Below are 20074 nucleotides of genomic sequence, written 5' to 3'. Positions count from 1 at the left end.
TAAAATAAATTTGACGCCATGTTACAACCTATATTTGAGTTACGGTCAGTTAATAAAAATTATTATTCATCCGGGAATAAACGTTTTTTCTCAACGACGCCCAAAAGCGCGGCGATTAATGCCTTGAGCGATATCAATTTAAAGATATATGGCGGAGAAATTTTTGTCATTGTCGGTCTTTCCGGCTCCGGCAAGTCGACGTTGCTGCGCACGCTTAACCACCTGCTCCCGGCCAGTTCCGGCTCGGTGATATTCCAGGGTAAAACGCTTTCCGCTCTCCGGGAGTCCGAGCTGATCGCCCTGCGTCGCCGTCATATCGGCATGGTTTTCCAGTCGTTCGCGCTGTTTGACGAACGCAGCGTGCTGGATAACGTGGCGTTCGGCCTCGAAGTGGCCGGCGAATCCCGGGATGTCCGCTATCGGAAAGCTCGCGACATGCTGGCAAAAGTCGGGCTTGGCGACGTTGCCGAACAGTATCCGCCTCAGCTTTCCGGCGGCATGCAGCAGCGGGTCGGTCTCGCGCGCGCGCTGGTCATGGATCCCACCGTGCTGTTAATGGACGAAGCATTTTCCGCGCTCGATCCGATTATTCGCCGTGACATGCAGACGCTACTTCTGTCGCTACAGGCGGAATCCCGGCGCACGATCGTCTTTGTCACCCACGATATGGAGGAGGCGCTGCGCCTCGGTACGCGTATTGCGATTATGGAAAAAGGCAAGCTGGTGCAGGTTGGCAAACCGGAAGAGCTGATCAACGCGCCTGCGACCGCGTATGTTCAACACTTTTTCTCCGGAGTCGACGTTTCGCGCTGGCAGCTCGCCGAAAGCTATGCCGATATCTGGACAGCGCGTCAGGAGCCATCATGAGCTACCCCCTCGATTTCAGTCGTCAGATTGACGCCGCCGTGCAGCGCCTGCTGGTACACGCCGGCGGCGGCTTTGACGGTTTCGCCCATGCTATCGACAGCTTCGCCGGGGGCATCGAGAGCGTAATAAATGCGCTTTCGCCGTGGGGGCTGGTGATTATCGCGGTCTGGCTCGGCGCGTGGCGAATTGGCAAAAGTTTCGCGCTGTTTGCCCTGCTTGCTTCGCTGTATATCATTTACAGCGGCTACAGCGAGCACGCGGCGGTGACGCTGGCGCTAACCCTGTCATCCACGTTTTTCAGCCTGCTGATCGGTATTCCGCTCGGGATCTGGAGCGCGCGACGCGCGGCTATCGGCAGCATCATTCGCACCGTGCTTGATTTTATGCAGACCATGCCCGCCTTTGTATACCTGATACCCGCGACGATTTTGTTCGGGCTTGGCCGCCCTCCGGGGATCTTCGCCACGATTCTGTTTTCTATGCCGCCGGTCGTGCGCCTGACCGATTTAGGCATTCGCCAGGTTAACGCTTCGCGCATCGAGGCAGGCATCGCCTTTGGCTGCACGCCGTGGCAGCTGCTGTGGAAAGTGCAGCTGCCCGCCGCGCAGCCCTCGATTATGGCCGGCGTGAATCAATCGATTATGATGGCCATGTCGATGGTTATCATCGCCTCGATGGTCGGGGCCGGTGGGCTGGGTAACGATATTTTGAGCAGCATTCAACAGCTGGAGATTGGCACTGGCCTGCAGAGTGGTTTCGTGGTGGTGCTGATTGCCATCCTGCTGGATCGGCTCTCCGCAAGCTTTGCACGACGCGGCGAGCCTTCTGGCGCCAGAAGGACGATTCCCGGCGGACTATTTCGACTCAGGTCAAAATAAAGCTACCTGCATCATGCGCGGATGGGGCAAGCCTGTCGCGATCCCGGCAGCCTGGATCGCGATGCTGCCGGGGAGGAGGGATTCCGTTACTGGAACGGCTTCACGTCGCCAACGCCTTCACGTACCACGACCGGCGAATCTTCGGTCAGGTCGATAACCGTGGTCGGCTGCTGGCCGAGATAGCCGCCGTGGATAATCAGATCGACCAGCTTCTCCAGCCGATCCTTAATCTCTTCCGGATCGGACTCGGTGAATTCGCTGCCCGGCAGCATCAGCGAGGTGGAGAGCATCGGCTCGCCCAGGGTCTCGAGCAGCGCCTGGGCAATCGGGTTCGACGGCACGCGCATGCCGATGGTTTTACGTTTTTCCTGCAGCAGGCGACGCGGCACCTCTTTGGTCCCCTTGAGGATAAACGTGTAGTTGCCCGGCGTATTGTTTTTAATCAGGCGAAACGCCACGTTGTCGACAAACGCGTAGGTCGACAGCTCGGAGAGATCGCGGCACATCAGGGTGAAGTTGTGGCCGTCCGGCAGTTGACGAATGCGGCAGATCCGCTCCATCGCGCCCTTATCTTCAATCTTACACCCCAATGCGTAGCCTGAATCCGTGGGGTAGACAATCACCCCGCCTTTACGCACAATCTCCACCGCCTGGTTAATCAACCGCGCCTGCGGGTTGTCCGGATGGATGTAAAAAAACTGGCTCATACTTCCCTCTCAATTTTATTCTGCGGCCGTTTCCCAACTGTGCCAGATCCCTTCTACACCTGCGGGTAGCCAAAGTTTCCGACCCAGCTCAATCCACGGGCAGGGCTGATGGAAATCAGAACCCTGTGAACCCAGAAGACCAAACTGTACGGCGTACGCGGCAAGCTGCGTGCGCTCATGCGGCGCCTGCTGACATTGGGCCAGCTCCATCGCATCGCCGCCCTGCTCGCTAAAGTGGGCCAACAGCCTTTTCAGCCACTTGGCGGAGAGATCGTAGCGCCCAGGATGGGCGACAACCGCTTTGCCGCCAGAATGATGAATGACATCAATCGCTTGTTTTATTGTACACCACTGCGGCGGAACGTAACCGGTTTTCCCACGGGCGAGATATTTTTTAAAAACATCGGCCATATTGCTGGCGTGGCCTGCCTCCACGAGGAAACGGGCAAAATGCCCGCGGGTCACCGCCCCGCCGTCGGCAAGCTTCATCGCCCCTTCCCACGCCCCGGGAATTCGGGCCTTATCCAGCCGCTCGGCAATCATCTGCGCCCGCAGCTGGCGGCGCGCCTTCTGCTCATCAAGCAGGGCCAGCATCGCCGGATGCTCAATATCAATATTCAGGCCCACGATATGAATTTCATGGTTTTCCCACAGGGTTGAAATTTCCACCCCGGTCACCAGCGTCAGCGGCAGGCCGGCGCGGGCAATTTCCGCCCGCGCCGCAGGAATGGCCGCAACGGTATCGTGATCGGTAATCGCCAGCGTCCCGACCCGCATCTGGTGGGCGCGATGGACAAGTTCTTCTGGAGTCAGCCGCCCGTCAGAGGCGGTGGTATGGCTATGCAGATCGTAAATCACTGCGTAAAGGGTATCGCTCAAGATGACTCCTGCTGGACATGGACTTAAATAAGCGCATTATCATACCGACTCGCGGAGAAAATCTGCAAACAGGGGTTGACATTATTCCTCTGGACTAGTTAACTAGTACGCAAGTTCACATGAAGGGGTATCACGATGAAAACGCAAATTATCACTCTGCACGGCTGGTGGCGCACCTCCTGATAACGGGCGGCGTGATCGCGTTTTGCACTCAGCATACAGATACCCGGCCCGCCAATGAGCGGGCTTTTTATTGGACAAATTATTATACCGAACAGGCGAGAACAATAATGCAAACATCAAAACCGGCACTCGAGCTTCTCACCAGCGACGCCATCTATCGCGAAAACCCGACGGCGCTGTTCCACCAGCTGTGCGGCGCGCGTCCGGCAACCCTGCTGCTGGAATCTGCCGATATCGACAGTAAGGATGATTTAAAGAGCCTGCTGCTGGTTGACAGCGCGCTGCGCATCACCGCCTTAGGTGACACTGTCACCATTCAGGCGCTTTCCAGCAACGGCGCATCGCTGCTGGATTTACTCGACAACGCTCTGCCCTCCGGCATCGAAAATCTGCGTCAGCCGAACGGCCGGACCTTAACCTTCCCGCCGGTCAGCGCCCTGCTGGATGAAGACGCCCGCCTGTGCTCTTTGTCGGTCTTTGACGCCTTCCGCCTGCTGCAGGATCTGGTGACCGTTCCGCACGACGAGCGCGAAGCGATGTTCTTCGGCGGCCTGTTTGCCTATGACCTGGTGGCCGGTTTCGAAGACCTGCCGCCTCTGGAAAGCGACACCGCCTGCCCGGACTACTGCTTCTACCTGGCGGAAACGCTGCTGGTTATCGATCACCAGAGCAAAAGCACCCGCATCCAGTCGAGCCTGTTCACGCCGCTGGCGAGCGAAAAGCAGCGTCTGACGCAGCGTATCGCCCAGCTTCGCCAGCAGCTCAACGAACCGCCGGCGCCGCTGCCGGTCACCGCGGTAGAGCAGATGACCTGCGACTGCGACCAGAGCGACGACGAGTACGGCGCCGTGGTCCGCAAAATGCAGCGCGCAATTCGCGCCGGCGAAATTTTCCAGGTGGTGCCATCGCGTCGCTTCTCTCTGCCCTGCCCGTCGCCGCTGGCAGCCTACGACGTGCTGAAGAAGAGCAACCCGAGCCCGTACATGTTCTTTATGCAGGATAACGACTTCACCCTGTTCGGCGCGTCGCCGGAGAGTTCGCTGAAGTACGATGCCGTCAGCCGCCAGATTGAGATCTACCCGATTGCCGGTACCCGCCCGCGCGGTCGTCGCGCCGACGGTTCGCTGGATCGCGATCTCGACAGCCGTATCGAACTCGAAATGCGCACCGACCATAAAGAGCTCTCCGAGCACCTGATGCTGGTCGATCTGGCGCGTAACGACCTCGCCCGCATCTGCACGCCGGGTAGCCGCTACGTGGCCGACCTGACCAAAGTCGACCGCTACTCTTTCGTGATGCACCTGGTTTCCCGGGTGGTCGGCGAGCTGCGTAACGACCTCGACGTTTTGCATGCCTATCGCGCCTGTATGAATATGGGCACCCTGAGCGGAGCGCCGAAGGTGCGCGCGATGCAGCTTATCGCCGCCGCCGAGGGCAAGCGTCGCGGGAGCTACGGCGGCGCCGTCGGCTATTTCACCGCCCACGGCGACCTGGATACCTGCATCGTGATTCGCTCTGCCTACGTGCAGGACGGCATTGCCACCGTTCAGGCCGGCGCCGGTATTGTCCTGGATTCAGTGCCTCAGTCAGAAGCAGATGAAACCCGAAATAAAGCCCGCGCGGTGCTGCGCGCAATTGCCCAAGCCCACCACGCTAAGGAGACTTTCTAATGGCCGACATTCTGCTGCTCGATAATATCGATTCCTTTACCTATAACCTGGCAGACCAGCTGCGCGCCAACGGCCATAACGTGGTGATTTACCGTAACTCGGTTCCGGCGCAGACCTTAATTGAGCGTATCGGCACGATGGACAATCCGGTGCTGATGCTCTCCCCAGGCCCGGGCACGCCGAGCGAAGCCGGCTGCATGCCGGAGCTGCTGACCCGGCTGCGCGGCAAGCTGCCGATCATCGGCATCTGCCTTGGCCATCAGGCGATTGTTGAAGCCTACGGCGGCTACGTGGGCCAGGCGGGCGAAATCCTGCACGGTAAAGCCTCCAGCATCGAGCACGACGGCCAGGCGATGTTTGCCGGCCTGACTAACCCGCTGCCGGTTGCCCGCTACCATTCGCTGGTCGGCAGCAATATTCCGGCCGGGCTGACCATCAACGCCAACTATAACGGGATGGTGATGGCGGTGCGTCATGATGCCGATCGCGTTTGCGGCTTCCAGTTCCACCCGGAGTCGATTCTTACCACCCAGGGCGCGCGTCTGCTGGAGCAAACGCTGGCCTGGGCGCTGCAGAAGCTGGAGCAAACCAATACCATCCAGCCGATTCTGGAAAAGCTGTATCAGGCGGAAACCCTCAGCCAGCAGGAGAGCCACCAGCTGTTTTCTGCGGTGGTGCGCGGCGAAGTGAAGCCCGAGCAGCTGGCCGCCGCCCTGGTCAGCATGAAGGTGCGCGGCGAGCAGCCGCAGGAGATTGCCGGAGCGGCCACCGCCCTGCTGGAAAATGCCGCGCCGTTCCCGCGTCCTGACTACCCGTTTGCCGATATCGTCGGCACCGGCGGCGACGGCAGCAACAGCATCAATATTTCTACCGCCAGCGCGTTTGTCGCCGCAGCCTGTGGGCTGAAGGTGGCGAAGCACGGCAACCGTAGCGTCTCCAGCAAATCCGGCTCTTCCGACCTGCTGGCCGCATTCGGCATCAACCTGGATATGAACGCCGATAAATCCCGCACCGCGCTGGATGAGCTGGGCGTCTGCTTCCTGTTTGCGCCGAAATATCACACCGGTTTTCGCCACGCGATGCCGGTCCGTCAGCAGCTGAAGACCCGGACGCTGTTCAACGTGCTGGGGCCGCTGATTAACCCGGCGCATCCGCCGCTGGCGCTGATTGGCGTCTACAGCCCGGAGCTGGTGCTGCCTATCGCGGAAACCCTGCGCGTGCTGGGCTACCAGCGGGCAGCGGTCGTCCACAGCGGCGGCATGGATGAGGTGTCGCTCCACGCGCCGACGGTGGTCGCGGAGCTGAATAACGGCGAGATCAAAAGCTATCAGCTGACCGCGGATGATTTTGGCCTGACGCCTTATCACCAGGAACAGCTGGCCGGCGGCACGCCGGAAGAAAACCGTGACATTCTGACGCGCTTACTACAAGGTAAAGGTGAAGCCGCTCACGAAGCCGCTGTCGCCGCCAACGTCGCTATGCTGATGCGTTTACACGGGCATGAAGACCTGAAAGCCAACGCCCGACAGGTGATTGACGTGCTGCGCAGCGGAGCGGCCTATGACAGAGTGACCGCATTAGCGGCAAGAGGGTAAATAATGCAGACCGTTTTAGCAAAAATCGTTGCCGACAAAGCGATTTGGGTAGAAGCCCGCAAGCAGCAGCAGCCGTTAGCCAGTTTTCAAAACGAGGTCGTCCCGACGCAGCGTAACTTTTACGATGCCCTTGCCGGGACGCGCAGCGTGTTTATTCTCGAGTGCAAAAAAGCCTCGCCGTCGAAGGGCCTGATTCGCCAGGATTTTGACCCGGCGGCCATCGCCGGAGTGTATAAAAACTACGCCTCGGCGATCTCGGTGCTGTGCGATGAGAAATATTTCCAGGGCAGCTTTGATTTTCTGCCCATCGTCAGCGCCATCGCACCGCAGCCGATACTGTGCAAGGATTTCACCATCGATCCTTACCAGATCTATCTCGCGCGCTACTATCAGGCCGACGCCTGCCTGCTGATGCTGTCGGTGCTGGACGATGAACAGTATCGCCAGCTCGCCGCCGTCGCGCACAGTCTGAACATGGGCGTGCTGACCGAAGTCAGTACTGAAGAAGAGCTGGAGCGCGCCATCGCGCTGAAGGCGAAGGTGGTCGGGATCAACAACCGCGATCTGCGCGATATGTCGATTGACCTCAACCGCACCCGCCAGCTGGCGCCGCGTCTGGGCCATGACGTCACCGTGATCTGCGAATCCGGGATTCATACCTACGCCGAGGTTCGCGATCTCAGCAACTTTGCTAACGGCTTCCTGATTGGCTCAGCGCTGATGGAGCACGATGACCTCGACGCGGCCGTTAAGCGCGTGCTGCTCGGTGAAAACAAAGTCTGCGGCCTGACCCGTGCTCAGGACGCGCAGGTGGCCTATGAATCCGGCGCCCTCTACGGCGGGCTGATTTTCGTCCCTGGCTCACCGCGCGTCGTCAACGAGGCGCAGGCTAAAGAGATTATCCAGGCCGCCGGGCTGCGCTACGTCGGGGTGTTCCGCGATGCGCCGCTCCAGGAGGTGGCTGACCGCGCAGAGAGCCTGCGGCTGGCTGCGGTTCAGCTGCACGGCAGCGAAGACCAGGCCTATATCGACGCGCTGCGTGCGCGGCTGCCGGGTCAAATCCAGATCTGGAAAGCGCTCAGCGTGGGCGACACGCTGCCGGAACGCAACCTGCAGCACGTCGATAAATATCTCTTCGATAACGGCCAGGGCGGCAGCGGCCAGCGTTTCGACTGGACGCTTCTGCAAGGCCAGGACCTGCGTAACGTCCTGCTGGCAGGCGGACTCGGTGCCGATAACTGCGTAGAAGCCGCCAAAAGCGGCTGTGCCGGACTCGATTTTAATTCAGGCGTTGAGTCGCAGCCGGGTATTAAAGACGCCAGCAAGCTGGCCTCGGTTTTCCAGACGCTGCGCGCATATTAAGGAGCAATGCAATAATGAGTACTTTACTGAACCCCTATTTTGGCGAATTTGGCGGTATGTACGTCCCGCAGATCCTGATGCCCGCCCTGCGCCAGCTGGAAGAAGCTTTCGTCAGCGCGCAGAAAGATCCTGAGTTCCAGGCTGAATTTAGCGACCTGCTGAAAAACTACGCCGGTCGCCCAACGGCCCTGACCAAATGTCGTAACCTGACCGCAGGCACCCGCACCACGCTGTACCTCAAGCGTGAAGATCTGCTGCACGGCGGCGCGCATAAAACCAACCAGGTGCTGGGCCAGGCGCTGCTGGCGAAGCGCATGGGCAAAACCGAAATCATTGCCGAAACCGGTGCCGGACAGCACGGCGTGGCCTCCGCGCTCGCCAGCGCGCTGCTCGGCCTGAAATGCCGCATTTATATGGGCGCGAAAGACGTTGAGCGTCAGTCGCCAAACGTCTTCCGCATGCGTCTGATGGGCGCGGAAGTGATCCCGGTGCACAGCGGCTCCTCCACGCTGAAAGACGCCTGTAACGAAGCGCTGCGCGACTGGTCCGGCAGCTACGATACCGCTCACTATATGCTCGGTACCGCAGCCGGCCCGCACCCGTTCCCGACCATCGTCCGCGAATTCCAGCGCATGATCGGCGAAGAGACCAAAGCGCAGATCCTCGAGCGCGAAGGCCGTCTGCCGGATGCGGTCATCGCCTGCGTCGGCGGCGGCTCCAACGCAATCGGCATGTTTGCTGACTTTATCGAGGAAACCAACGTCGGCCTGATCGGCGTGGAACCGGCGGGCCACGGAATTGAAACCGGCGAGCACGGCGCGCCGCTGAAGCACGGTCGCATTGGCATCTATTTCGGCATGAAATCGCCGATGATGCAGACCGATGACGGCCAGATTGAAGAATCTTACTCTATCTCCGCCGGGCTGGACTTCCCGTCGGTGGGCCCTCAGCATGCGTTCCTCAACAGCACCGGCCGCGCCGACTACGTGTCGATAACCGACAACGAAGCGCTGGAGGCTTTCAAAGAGCTCTCCCGCCATGAGGGGATTATTCCGGCCCTGGAATCCTCCCACGCCCTGGCCCATGCGCTAAAAATGATGCGTGAAAATCCGGAAAAAGAGCAGCTGCTGGTGGTTAACCTGTCCGGTCGCGGCGATAAAGACATCTTCACCGTACACGATATTCTGAAAGCGCGAGGGGAAATCTGATGGAACGTTATGAGACGCTGTTTGCACAACTGAAATCCCGCCAGGAAGGCGCGTTTGTTCCCTTCGTGACGCTTGGCGATCCAAATCCGGCTCTGTCGCTGCAAATCATCGACACGCTGATCGAAGCGGGCGCCGACGCCCTGGAGCTGGGTATTCCCTTCTCCGACCCGCTGGCCGATGGCCCGACGATCCAGGGCGCAGCCCTGCGTGCGTTCGCCGCCGGCGTAACGCCGGCGCAGTGCTTCGAGATGCTGGCGGCGATCCGTCACAAGCACCCGACGATCCCTATCGGCCTGCTGATGTACGCGAACCTGGTGTTCAGCCCCGGCATTGACGCGTTCTATGCCGAATGCGCGCGGGTTGGCGTGGATTCCGTGCTGGTCGCCGATGTCCCCATCGAAGAGTCGGCGCCGTTCCGCCAGGCGGCGATGCGGCACAATATCGCGCCCATTTTCATCTGTCCGCCGAATGCCGATGACGATCTGCTGCGCCAGATCGCCTCCTTTGGTCGCGGCTATACCTATCTGCTGTCGCGCGCCGGGGTCACCGGGGCGGAAAACCGCGCCGCCCTGCCGCTGCATCATCTCATTGAGAAGCTGCGCGAGTATAACGCCGCGCCGCCGCTGCAGGGCTTCGGTATTTCCGCCGCCGATCAGGTTACCGCCGCGATTGACGCCGGTGCCGCCGGGGCGATTTCCGGCTCCGCCATCGTCAAAATCATCGAACGTAACCTCAGCGATCCGCAAACGATGCTGGCCGAGCTGAAGGCTTTTGTGCAGGGCCTTAAAGCCGCCACTAAAGCGGCGTAACACCTCTACCGCCTGGCGGCTCGTCAGGCGGTTGTTTTTTGCTGCAGGCTGTCCGCGTATTTGCGCGTCAGGCGGAACAGCGCCAGCACATCCTCCTGCGTCCAGTCCATCAGCACCTGATTCATCAGCCGCGTTCTGGCAAGCGCAATGCGTTCAATCAGCGCCTTACCCTGCTCGCTCAAAGTCACTTCACTAATCCGTCGATCGCTGACGTTAAGCTGCTTCAGCGCCAGGTTCTGCGCCTCCAGCTTTTTCACCTGCCGACTAACGGTGGTGTAATCCCGTCCCAGGCTATCCGCCAGCTCAACCACGCCAACCGGCCCATAGCGCCCTATCGCCACCAGCAGCGGAAAAAGGATCTGATCGAGCTGCACCTCGGCGGCCTGCAGTATCTGCTCATCGCGCACCGGCAGATTCATCACGCGGATGATATCCAGCAGCGCCCCGTGAAAGTCGGTGATGTCATAATTATTATGTGCATATTGCATATATTATTTAACCCGGTGTATAGTGCCGCCATCTGATATGTGCATTTTACACGTAATTTCTTCCCGGAGGTAACGCCATGAAAGCAGCCGTCGTATTTGAACTCCAGCAGGGCCCGGTGTGGGCGGACTTTGCCGATCCGCAGGCCGATGAAAACCATCTCCTGGTTGACGTACGCGCCGCCGCCATCAGCCATGTCGTCAAGGGCCGGGCAAGCGGCAAACACTATAGCTTTGACGGTCGTCTGCCCTTTGTCGTCGGCATCGACGGCGTGGGAACATTGCCGAACGGGCAGCGCGTTTACTTCGCCTTCCCTCGCGCCCCCTGGGGCAGCATGGCGCAACGGGCGCCGGTGGCCGCGGCTAACTGCCTGCCGCTGCCGGATGCGCTGGACGATGTTACCGCCGCCGCTATGGCCAACCCCGGGATGTCGGCCTGGGCTGCGCTGGTGAAACGCGCGGGCTTTATCGCCGGTGAGACGGTGCTGATCAACGGCGCCACCGGCAGCGCCGGCCAGCTGGCAATCCAGATCGCCCGCTATCTGGGAGCGAAAAAAGTGATCGCCACCGGACGTAACGCAGGGACGCTGGCAACGCTCGACGCGGATGTCTGCATCAACCTGACCGCAGACGATCCCACTTTGCGGGCTCAGTTCGCCGAGCTTGCTGCGGGGCAGATCGACGTCGTCGTCGACTATCTGTGGGGCCCCAGCGCCGAACTGCTGCTACCGGCGCTGGCAAAAAGCAGCCCCGGCCATGCGCCGGTGCGCTACGTCCAGGTCGGCTCTCTCTCCGGGGCAGATATCTCACTCAACGGCGCGGTACTGCGTTCGGCGCCGCTGCAGCTGCTGGGAAGCGGGATCGGCAGCCTGTCAATGACCCAGCTGCTGGCAGCGACCGGGGAGATGCTGCAGGCCGCCGCGGCCGGCGGGTTTACTATCGCCACCACGCCGCTGCCGCTGCGCGAAGTGGCGGCGGCCTGGCCTCGCGACAACAGCCAGAAGCGCAGCGTTTTTGTGATCGAGTAAAAAAAATCGCTTCCGCACAAAAGATGGGGTTGATATCTTAAATGAGAAACATTATCTTTCTCATTACCGAATAGTTGAGCAAAACACTCAGGTATTCGGTACGACATTGCTCACATTGCTTCCAGTATTTTTCGCCCGCATCCGTTGCGGGCTTTTTTTTGCTCTTATGACGCCTGACGACACACGCTAAGCACCTGCTGACGCAACCAGCGGTGGCCCGGCTCCTGCTCCTGTCGGGGATGCCACATCTGCGAAACGGTAATTTCCGGCGTCTGCACCGGAAGCTCAAAAACGGCAACATCGGCCGCAAGGCTATCGCCAATGTAGGACGCCGGGACCAGCGCAATCAGCCGTGAACGGCGGGCAACCGCCAGCGCGGCGGCGAAGCTGGGCACCACCGCGGCAATCTTACGCTGCAGGCCAAACCCGGCCAACGCATCATCAACCGGCCCCCGCACCATGCCATGGCGAGACGTAATCACGTGCCCGCAGGAGATATACGCTTCCCGGGTCATGCTTGCCGATTGCGCCAGCGGGTGGCTCTTTGCCAGCACGCCGACGAAGCGATCGCGAAACAGCGCCTGCAGGCGGATTTCCGGCCCCATATTCTTGAGTACACCAATCTCGAGGTCCACGCGCCCCTCGCGTAAAAACTGCGGGTCCTTCTCGGTCTTAGCCACAAATGTCAGCGTCACCCCCGGCGCATCCCGCGCGCAGGCAGCAATCAGCGCCGGAGCAAAGGTTTCGACGAAGCCTTCGTTGGTACGCAACGTGAAAGTTTGCTCCAGCGTCGGGAGATGGAGCGGCGCAAGGGAAGCATTCAGCACCGAGCGCATCTCGAACAGCACATTCTGGGTTCGCGCTTTGATATTTTGCGCATGCGGGGTTAACACCATTTTACGCCCCGCCCTGACCAGCAGCCGATCGCCGGTCGCATCGCGCAGGCGGGTTAGCGTCCGGCTCATTGCCGATGCGCTGAGCCCCAGACGCCGCGCCGCGCCGGCAACGCTCTCTTCGGCCAGCAGAGCCTCCAGCGCAACGAGTAGATTAAAATCGGGGTCGGTCATGAGGTATCCTGGCGTAAGATATGGCGTGCGGCGCATGTTAACAGTGCATATGCTGCGCCTTCCGCCTGATATAACCTATGACTATAGTCAGATCCTCACTCTTTGTTGCGGATTTCTACTATGACCCCTCTTGCTCATCACAGCGTTTTAATCGTCGGAGCCTCTCGCGGGCTGGGCCACGCCATGGCCGCCGAATTTTTGCAGCACGGCTGGAACGTGATCGGCACCGTACGCGATATTCAGCATCCGACGCCGCTTCATCAGCTCGCGCAGGACAACCCCGGCCGGGTGCGCCTGGAAACGCTGGATATCTGCGACGACGAACAGCTGGCCGCGCTGGACCACAGGCTCTCGGGAAGCCGCCTGCAGATGCTCTTTGTCAATGCCGGAACCACCAACCGCGATCCTTCGCAGACCATCGGCGAAGTCTCCACAGAGGAGTTTATGCAGGTGATGCAGACCAATGCCCTGGCGCCAATGCGGGTCATAGAGCGCCTGCAGCGGCACGTTACCCCGTCGGGATTGCTCGGCGTGATGTCTTCCGGACAGGGGAGCCTCGGCAATAACCTTAGCGGACAGCGCGAACTGTACAGAGGCAGCAAGGCCGCGCTGAATATGTTTATGCGCAGTTTTGCCGCCCGCGCGGCTTCGGCGACACATCCTATGGTGGCAATGGCGCCGGGCTGGATCCGCACCGCGCTGGGCGGCGGCGATGCGCCGCTGACCATCGAGGAGACCATCCCCAGCCTGATCAGGGTGCTGCTGGAAAAACGCCAGCGGCCGGGGCTGGAGTATCTGGATTATCAGGGACGCACCGTTCCGTGGTAATGCGTCACAGGACGACATTACGGGTGGAAGGCGCTCCGTAAGGCGGATACGTACGTAAGTCGTTCGCAGGTATCACAACAGCACTGATCAGATAGCGACCAGTGCTGCTGAGAGGCTTAGAACCGATATCCCGCAGAGAACATAAACACCCACGGATCGATGCGGGTGCTGACCTTCTGGTCCACGCCGCCGGCTTTGAATTTCACGTCGGTGTCGATATCCATGTACCACACCGACATGTTGAGCAGCCAGTCGCGGTTAATCAGATAATCCAGCCCTACCTGACCGGCGGCGCCCCACGAATCCTTCAGGCTCAGATCGGACAGCCCGGCGTCTTTGCCGGTATCGTTAAAGTCTTCATTAAAGAAGGTGGTGTAGTTAATACCGGCGCCGATATAGGGACGCACTTTGCTTTGCGCATCGCCAAAATACCACTGCGCCATCAGGGTTGGCGGCAGCTGGTGCACCGTCGCGATGGTTCCCGTCGGGCCGGTACCTACCTTATGGCGGAACGGCGTGGCCGCCAGCAGCTCGATGCCGATATTATCCGTAGCCATATAGGTGAAGGTTAATCCCAGCTGAGTGTTATTACTGACGTTAAAACTACCCAGACTATTTAACACGTTGTCAGAACCTTCCGTCGGACGAACGGTGGCCGAACCTGCGCGAATGAAAAACTCTCCGGCTTCGTGCGCCCAGACGCCCCCGGAAAGCGTACTCAAAATTAATCCTACCGCTGCTAACTTCTTCATACCCACTTCCTCATTATGGTTATTAAGCGCGAAGAATATACCCACAATGAGTTATGTTTGATCCAACATAGATCACACAAAATCATTAGTTTTAACATTTGTTGATCCAGATTAATTTTTGCGGTCGAATGTAATAAGCAAATGATTAGGCAGATCAATTTTTGGCATTTTCTGGCCCAGGCGAGCCATCGCCCCGCTTTTGCGGCGACAGCGACCGTGCCAAAAGCCATACTCAGCGGGATACGGCGCTCACTCCTCTTTACAAAGATATACTTAGCCTGGCGTGAGCAGAGGCTGCTACGCTGAAGCGATTTGCGGTACAATCGCCGGCTAGTTAACACCTGCAATACTCAAGGAGAGTGCATGTCTATCACGGCGAAGTCCGTCTACCGTGACACGGGAAATTTTTTTCGTAATCAGTTCATTACCATTTTGCTGGTTGCGTTGTTGTGCGCGCTAATAACGGTAGTCCTTGGCCACGCGTTTTCACCCAGCGAAGAGCAGCTCTCGATTCTAAGCGAAGGCGATAATCTGGCGGGTAGCGCAGGCTTGTTTGAGCTGGTGCAGAACATGACGCCGGAGCAACAGCAGGTTCTGCTGCGCGCCTCAGCGGCCTCAACCTTCTCCGGGCTGGTGGGCAACGCCATCCTTGCAGGCGGGGTTCTGTTGATGATTCAGCTGGTCTCCGCCGGGCAGCGCGTCAGCGCTCTGCGCGCGATTGGCGCCTCGGCGCCGGTTCTGCCGAAGCTGCTGCTGCTGATCCTGTTCACCACCTTCGTGGTGCAGATCGGGATGATGCTGGTGCTGGTGCCGGGCGTCCTGTTAGCCATCGTGCTGGCCTTTGCCCCTATTATGCTGGTGCAGGATAAGCTGGGGATTTTCAGCGCAATGCGCGGCAGCATCCGCCTGGCGTGGGCGAATATGCGGCTGGTCGCGCCGGCGGTTCTCGGCTGGCTGCTGGCCAAAACCGCGCTGCTGCTGCTGGCTTCCAGCTTTGCGGTACTGACGCCAAACGTCGGCGCGGTGGTGATTAATACCATCAGCAACCTGATTTCTGCGCTGTTGCTGATCTATTTATTCCGCTTGTATATGCTTATCCGCAACTAAATTTAACCAGGGTCGGGAAACCTCCCGACCCGCTCTGAACTACGGAACCTATGCATGAAGCAGTTTCTGGATTTTTTACCGCTGGTCGTCTTCTTCGCATTCTATAAGCTCTACGATATCTACGCCGCCACCACGGCGCTGATTGTCGCCACCGCGGTCGTGCTGATCTACACCTGGGTGCGCTATCGCAAAATTGAAAAAATGGCGCTGATCACCTTTGTGCTGGTCGCCGTTTTTGGCGGCCTGACGATTTTCTTCCATAACGACGAGTTTATTAAATGGAAGGTTACCGTCATCTACGTGCTGTTCGCAGGCGCCCTGCTGTTCAGCCAGTGGGTCATGAAAAAGCCGCTGATTCAGCGCATGCTCGGCAAAGAGCTGACGCTGCCGCAGCACGTATGGTCACGTTTGAACCTGGCCTGGGCGGTGTTTTTCATCCTCTGCGGGCTGGCGAATATTTACATTGCGTTCTGGCTGCCGCAGAACATTTGGGTCAACTTCAAGGTCTTTGGCCTCACCGCGCTGACCCTGGTTTTCACTCTGCTGAGCGGCGTCTATATCTATCGACATATGCCGCAGGATGATAAGTGATCGATAAAGGTAAAAACCTTAATCTATCAAATCGTTGATTGTGAATTTAAAACTAAAAAGCACGCTGCGGGTTCTGATAACGCGAAGCGTGCTTTTTTTGCGCCGCGGAGCGTTGACCCCGATCTGCTCGCGACGGGTTTGCGGCACTCACGGAGGCCGCCTGACGAGCTAGGGTTTGTTCCTGTTGAGGGCGGCAAACCAATCATACTTTTGCCGCGTGCCGATCTCTTTTTCTCCCTCATCTAATTTGATGAGAAATCTGCGCTTATTGATGTCATCCAGGTTAAAGAAGTAAGGCGCCAGACGCTGCGATAAGGCCTCATACATTGCCTGCGCGATCCCTTCCCCGCCATCTTCCCCATGCTTCTCGAATTCATCTTTTATCGCCTGGAAATCGTCGTTCATACTAGCGTCCTCAACTTATTACCGAGGGAGTGAGTATGATTTAGCCGTCATACATTTTCCATACCCATTAATATTCAGCCGGCCTGGCAGCTGACGGCCAATAGCCGCGCGGCGACGGCTATTCTCACGCGGCGATTTTCATAGTAGCATCGCGCCAGATCTTCATTGACCACACAGAGTACAGAATGACAACAACAGACCTCGCCCCGAAGGGCGAAATGGTTTTACGCACCCTGGCGATGCCGGCAGATACCAACGCGAATGGCGATATTTTTGGCGGCTGGCTGATGTCGCAGATGGATATCGGCGGCGCGATTATGGCCAAAGAGATTGCCCACGGCCGCGTCGTCACCGTCCGCGTGGACGGCATGACCTTTTTGCGTCCGGTCGCCGTCGGCGACGTGGTGTGCTGCTACGCCCGCTGCGTAAAACGCGGCAATACCTCTATCACCATTAATATTGAAGTCTGGGTGAAAAAGGTCTCATCGGAACCCATCGGGCAGCGCTACAAGGCAACGGAAGCGTTATTTATTTACGTAGCGGTGGACAATCAGGGCAAGCCGCGCGCCATCCCCGGCGAGTGAAACATTGCCCGGCAGGCCGGGCAATCTATCGCTTTACAGGAAGCCGAGCAGCGAAAAGAAGAAGTAGCCGATAATAATAATCACCACCGGCAGAACGTACAGCGGGAAGTACTGCACGAGGATCGTATGGCGCGGCACCACGATACGTTCAGCGATTTGCTCCCGCGTCAGCCCTTCCGCGCCTTTGGCCTGTTCCAGAATCAGCTGATCCTCAACCCCTTCGCGAAGAAACTTCGCCTGGCGGCCCATCCGCGCGCCGGAGGCCTGCAGCGCCATCCCGACAAAGACCAGAATATAGATTATCCAGAAGCCAATATTCAGGCCGTGCTTAAAGTCCGGCAGCGGCGAGTTGTACCAGAAAAAGTTAAGAAACGGCGTATTGAAACGCATCATTTCAATCATTACGTGCGCAAAGTCCATCATCACCGCATCAATACCCGGTTTCTTCTCGCTATGCTCATACATAAACTTCAGTACGGAAATCAGCGTCGATATTACCGCGGGAATAAAGATGACCCACCCCAAAATACGTTTAAGTACTGCAATGCGTCCAGCTTGTTGATACGTCATGGGTTCCCCTTGTTTAAGACGCCTTCACTGCCAAGAACCAACCGGTCAGGTTCTAAGTCTACCTTCACTGGCGAATTTCGCCCAATAAAGCGCGGTATGATATACCATGAACGCAAATTGGTTATCGACTTACGCTACAGGAGAGGGACATATGTCAGCCAGGCGCCAAATTCATGCCGCAATCTTCGATATGGATGGATTACTGATTGATTCTGAGCCGCTATGGGATCGGGCGGAGCTGGAGGTGATAGCAAGCCTCGGTGTGGATATCAGCCGTCGCGGCGAACTGTCCGATATTCTCGGGTTGCGCATCGATTTAGTGGTGGACCTGTGGTTTGCGCAGCAGCCGTGGACGGGGCCGGACCGCGCCGACGTCACCGCGCGTATTATCAGCCGTGCCATTGAGCTGGTGGAAGCCTCGCGTCCCCTGCTGCCCGGCGTGCGCGAAGCCGTTGCGCTGTGCAAGGCGCAGGGGCTGAAGATCGGTCTCGCCTCCGCCTCGCCGCTGCGGATGCTGGAAAAAGTGCTCACCATGTTTGAACTGCGCGACCAGTTCGACGCTCTGGCCTCCGCCGAGCTGCTGGCGTACAGCAAACCGCATCCGCAGGTCTACCTCGACTGCGCGGCAAAGCTAGGCGTTGACCCGATGAACTGCGTGGCGCTCGAAGACTCGGTTAACGGCATGATCGCCTGCAAGGCGGCGCGCATGCGCTCAATCGTGATCCCGGCCGAGGAGCATAGTCATGACCGGAGATTTGCGCTCGGCGACGTTAAGCTGACAACGCTGACGGCGCTTAGCGTCAGCGACCTGCGCGGCTAAGCGGCCGGAGTGATGAGGGAGCAACGGCTGCCTCACCACATAAAATAAAACACCGTTTCATTTTTAATTGTTTTTTCCTTCTGGTGCCTCTATGCTGGCTGCAACGGCGTGTATTCACGCATACATCAGCATACGGAGGGACATATGGTACTTAACGCCTTCGATCTTACGGGTAAGGTCGCGATCGTGACGGGATGTGACACTGGGCTGGGTCAGGGAATGGCCGTGGGGCTTGCCCGGGCCGGGTGCGATATCGTCAGCGTCAACCGTAAGGTCCCGTACGAAACCGCAGAAAAAGTCCAGGCGCTGGGCCGCCGCTTCAGCGCCGTTCAGGCGGATCTCAGCCGCCAGGACGAGATAAGCCAAATCGTGGCTAAAGCCGTTGCCGCCATGGGTCGGATAGATATTCTGGTCAATAACGCCGGGACTATTCGTCGCGCCGATGCGCTCGATTTTAGCGAGCGCGACTGGGACGATGTCATGAACCTCAACCTGAAGTCGGTGTTCTTTTTATCCCAGGCGGTCGCCCGGCAGTTTATTCAGCAGGGCGGCGGCGGCAAGATCGTTAATATTGCCTCGATGCTCTCCTTCCAGGGCGGGATCCGCGTCCCGTCCTACACCGCCTCAAAGAGCGGCGTACTCGGCTTAACCCGCCTGATGGCCAACGAATGGGCGGGACACAACATTAACGTTAACGCCATCGCGCCGGGCTATATGGCGACCAATAATACCCAACAGCTGCGTGACGATAGCGAGCGCAGCAAAGAGATCCTCGACCGCATCCCCGCCGGGCGCTGGGGAGTAGCGGACGATTTGCAAGGACCGGTGGTGTTTCTCGCCTCGGCCGCGGCGGATTACGTGAACGGCTACACCCTGGCGGTGGATGGCGGATGGCTGGCACGCTGACAATTTTGTGACAAAGAGTTACACCGTCACCTCTTTCGCACACTGTATAAAAACCCTATACTGTATGAATCGACAGTTTAGGGTTTTTATCATGACGGCGGAAGGCCATCTCTTCTTTTCTATCGCCTGTGCGGTATTTGCTAAAAATGCGGAGCTCACGCCCGTGCTGGCGCAGGGCGACTGGTGGCATATCGTCCCCTCCGCGGTGCTGACCTGCCTGCTGCCCGATATCGATCACCCTAAATCACTTCTGGGCCAGCGGCTGAGCTGGATCTCCAGGCCGGTGGCGCGCGCGTTTGGTCATCGGGGGTTCACCCACAGCCTGCTGGCGGTATTCGCGGCGATCACCCTTTTCTATCTGAAAGTCCCGGAAAGCTGGTTTGTGCCCGCCGACGCGCTGCAGGGGCTGGTGCTCGGCTATCTCAGTCATATTCTTGCCGACATGCTGACCCCCGCCGGCGTGCCGCTGCTGTGGCCCTGCCGCTGGCGTTTTCGCCTGCCTATCCTCGCGCCGCGCAAGGGCAACCAGCTGGAGCGCGCGCTGTGCATGGCGCTGTTTGTCTACGCGGTGTGGATGCCGCAAACTCTCGCCGAAAATAGCGCCGTGCGCTGGTCGTCCGGCATGATTAATACGCTGCAGATAACCTTTAATCGCTTCATTAGTCAGCAGACCGGACGATAAATAAACGAAATATCAAATTAGTTATAATCAATTCCATTTGAATATAAGTAATGAATTCCGCTTCTGCTAACCTTGCGCCATAAGAGCTGGT

The 20074-nt window shown here is 58.5% G+C and carries 23 protein-coding genes and 1 other annotated feature; of the genes, 16 read left to right on the top strand and 7 right to left on the bottom strand.

Annotated features, from left to right (window positions below; translation table 11 throughout):
* Positions 1–123 precede the first annotated feature (123 nt).
* Together GO007_RS06380 and GO007_RS06375 are read left to right on the top strand one after the other, a co-directional pair.
* Positions 124–867, top strand: a complete 744-nt coding sequence (locus GO007_RS06380; RefSeq protein ID WP_223261757.1) for an ATP-binding cassette domain-containing protein — start codon at positions 124–126, stop codon at positions 865–867.
* On the top strand, positions 864–1745 hold the full coding sequence (locus GO007_RS06375) for an ABC transporter permease (protein ID WP_095096988.1): 882 nt from the start codon (positions 864–866) through the stop codon (positions 1743–1745). Before GO007_RS06380 ends, GO007_RS06375 begins: the two co-directional genes overlap by 4 nt.
* Positions 1746–1831: 86 nt before the next feature.
* Here GO007_RS06375 and GO007_RS06370 read toward each other — a convergent pair whose 3' ends face one another.
* Positions 1832–2452, bottom strand: a complete 621-nt coding sequence (locus GO007_RS06370) for an L-threonylcarbamoyladenylate synthase (RefSeq protein WP_095096985.1) — start codon at positions 2450–2452, stop codon at positions 1832–1834.
* Between the two features lie 15 nt (positions 2453–2467).
* Positions 2468–3331 carry an RNase RNM gene (gene rnm / locus GO007_RS06365; RefSeq protein ID WP_076945376.1) on the bottom strand — a complete coding sequence of 288 codons (864 nt, stop codon included), beginning with the start codon at positions 3329–3331 and terminating at the stop codon, positions 2468–2470.
* Between the two features lie 135 nt (positions 3332–3466).
* Between rnm and trpL the strand changes: the two genes are divergently transcribed.
* The 6 genes from trpL to trpA all read left to right on the top strand — a co-directional run bounded on the left by trpL (position 3467) and on the right by trpA (position 10158).
* Positions 3467–3514 (top strand): trp operon leader peptide, encoded by a 48-nt coding sequence (gene trpL / locus GO007_RS29510; protein WP_143350152.1) that lies wholly within the window; start codon positions 3467–3469, stop codon positions 3512–3514.
* Positions 3491–3586: a sequence feature (Trp leader region), on the top strand. It overlaps the preceding gene by 24 nt.
* Before the next feature lie 35 nt (positions 3587–3621).
* Positions 3622–5184 (top strand): anthranilate synthase component 1, encoded by a 1563-nt coding sequence (locus tag GO007_RS06355; RefSeq protein ID WP_095096982.1) that lies wholly within the window; start codon positions 3622–3624, stop codon positions 5182–5184.
* Positions 5184–6779 (top strand): bifunctional anthranilate synthase glutamate amidotransferase component TrpG/anthranilate phosphoribosyltransferase TrpD, encoded by a 1596-nt coding sequence (gene trpD, locus GO007_RS06350; RefSeq protein ID WP_095096979.1) that lies wholly within the window; start codon positions 5184–5186, stop codon positions 6777–6779. The genes GO007_RS06355 and trpD overlap by 1 nt, the downstream gene beginning before the upstream one ends.
* Before the next feature lie 3 nt (positions 6780–6782).
* Positions 6783–8141: a bifunctional indole-3-glycerol-phosphate synthase TrpC/phosphoribosylanthranilate isomerase TrpF gene (gene trpCF, locus GO007_RS06345; RefSeq protein WP_095096976.1), complete on the top strand. Its 1359-nt coding sequence runs from the start codon at positions 6783–6785 to the stop codon at positions 8139–8141.
* Between the two features lie 14 nt (positions 8142–8155).
* Positions 8156–9349, top strand: a complete 1194-nt coding sequence (gene trpB / locus GO007_RS06340) for a tryptophan synthase subunit beta (protein ID WP_095096973.1) — start codon at positions 8156–8158, stop codon at positions 9347–9349.
* On the top strand, positions 9349–10158 hold the full coding sequence (gene trpA / locus GO007_RS06335; protein WP_095096970.1) for a tryptophan synthase subunit alpha: 810 nt from the start codon (positions 9349–9351) through the stop codon (positions 10156–10158). Before trpB ends, trpA begins: the two co-directional genes overlap by 1 nt.
* 23 nt (positions 10159–10181) lie before the next feature.
* Here trpA and GO007_RS06330 read toward each other — a convergent pair whose 3' ends face one another.
* On the bottom strand, positions 10182–10646 hold the full coding sequence (locus GO007_RS06330; RefSeq protein WP_095096967.1) for a MarR family winged helix-turn-helix transcriptional regulator: 465 nt from the start codon (positions 10644–10646) through the stop codon (positions 10182–10184).
* A 77-nt stretch (positions 10647–10723) separates the two neighbouring features.
* On the opposite strand from GO007_RS06330, the gene GO007_RS06325 reads away from it, so the two are divergent.
* Entirely contained in the window at positions 10724–11671 is a 948-nt protein-coding gene (locus tag GO007_RS06325; protein ID WP_095096964.1) for a quinone oxidoreductase family protein, read from the top strand.
* A gap of 164 nt (positions 11672–11835) precedes the next feature.
* Here GO007_RS06325 and GO007_RS06320 read toward each other — a convergent pair whose 3' ends face one another.
* Positions 11836–12738, bottom strand: coding sequence for a LysR family transcriptional regulator (locus tag GO007_RS06320; RefSeq protein WP_095096960.1), 903 nt, complete (start codon positions 12736–12738; stop codon positions 11836–11838).
* A gap of 120 nt (positions 12739–12858) precedes the next feature.
* Between GO007_RS06320 and GO007_RS06315 the strand changes: the two genes are divergently transcribed.
* Positions 12859–13566, top strand: coding sequence for an SDR family NAD(P)-dependent oxidoreductase (locus GO007_RS06315; RefSeq protein WP_095096957.1), 708 nt, complete (start codon positions 12859–12861; stop codon positions 13564–13566).
* A 116-nt stretch (positions 13567–13682) separates the two neighbouring features.
* Here GO007_RS06315 and ompW read toward each other — a convergent pair whose 3' ends face one another.
* Complete coding sequence (gene ompW, locus GO007_RS06310) at positions 13683–14318, bottom strand: outer membrane protein OmpW (protein WP_095096954.1); 636 nt, start codon at positions 14316–14318, stop codon at positions 13683–13685.
* 363 nt (positions 14319–14681) lie between these two features.
* Here ompW and GO007_RS06305 point away from each other — a divergent pair, with 363 nt between their 5' ends.
* A complete protein-coding gene (locus GO007_RS06305) occupies positions 14682–15425 on the top strand; it encodes a YciC family protein (protein WP_095096951.1) in 744 nt (247 codons plus the stop codon).
* A 54-nt stretch (positions 15426–15479) separates the two neighbouring features.
* Positions 15480–16016, top strand: coding sequence for a septation protein A (locus GO007_RS06300; RefSeq protein ID WP_045855040.1), 537 nt, complete (start codon positions 15480–15482; stop codon positions 16014–16016).
* Positions 16017–16184: 168 nt separating this feature from the next.
* Here the strand turns inward: GO007_RS06300 and GO007_RS06295 are convergent, their stop codons facing one another.
* Positions 16185–16421, bottom strand: a complete 237-nt coding sequence (locus GO007_RS06295; RefSeq protein WP_095096948.1) for a hypothetical protein — start codon at positions 16419–16421, stop codon at positions 16185–16187.
* Positions 16422–16606: 185 nt separating this feature from the next.
* On the opposite strand from GO007_RS06295, the gene yciA reads away from it, so the two are divergent.
* Positions 16607–17005 (top strand): acyl-CoA thioester hydrolase YciA, encoded by a 399-nt coding sequence (yciA, locus tag GO007_RS06290; protein WP_095096945.1) that lies wholly within the window; start codon positions 16607–16609, stop codon positions 17003–17005.
* Between the two features lie 33 nt (positions 17006–17038).
* Here the strand turns inward: yciA and GO007_RS06285 are convergent, their stop codons facing one another.
* A complete protein-coding gene (locus GO007_RS06285) occupies positions 17039–17575 on the bottom strand; it encodes a YniB family protein (RefSeq protein ID WP_095096942.1) in 537 nt (178 codons plus the stop codon).
* A 151-nt stretch (positions 17576–17726) separates the two neighbouring features.
* Here GO007_RS06285 and hxpB point away from each other — a divergent pair, with 151 nt between their 5' ends.
* The 3 genes from hxpB to GO007_RS06270 all read left to right on the top strand — a co-directional run bounded on the left by hxpB (position 17727) and on the right by GO007_RS06270 (position 19983).
* Positions 17727–18395: a hexitol phosphatase HxpB gene (hxpB, locus tag GO007_RS06280; RefSeq protein WP_095096939.1), complete on the top strand. Its 669-nt coding sequence runs from the start codon at positions 17727–17729 to the stop codon at positions 18393–18395.
* 144 nt (positions 18396–18539) lie between these two features.
* A complete protein-coding gene (gene kduD, locus GO007_RS06275; RefSeq protein WP_095096936.1) occupies positions 18540–19301 on the top strand; it encodes a 2-dehydro-3-deoxy-D-gluconate 5-dehydrogenase KduD in 762 nt (253 codons plus the stop codon).
* A 91-nt stretch (positions 19302–19392) separates the two neighbouring features.
* Complete coding sequence (locus tag GO007_RS06270) at positions 19393–19983, top strand: metal-dependent hydrolase (RefSeq protein ID WP_095098108.1); 591 nt, start codon at positions 19393–19395, stop codon at positions 19981–19983.
* The last annotated feature ends 91 nt before the right edge of the window (positions 19984–20074 follow it).

Origin of the sequence: Klebsiella sp. 10-1, assembly GCF_009758445.1 — a bacterium.
GTDB classification, from domain to species: domain Bacteria; phylum Pseudomonadota; class Gammaproteobacteria; order Enterobacterales; family Enterobacteriaceae; genus Klebsiella; species Klebsiella scottii.
The sequence above is the reverse complement of the archived record's forward strand: the minus strand, read 5'-3'. Positions and strand labels throughout refer to the sequence as shown.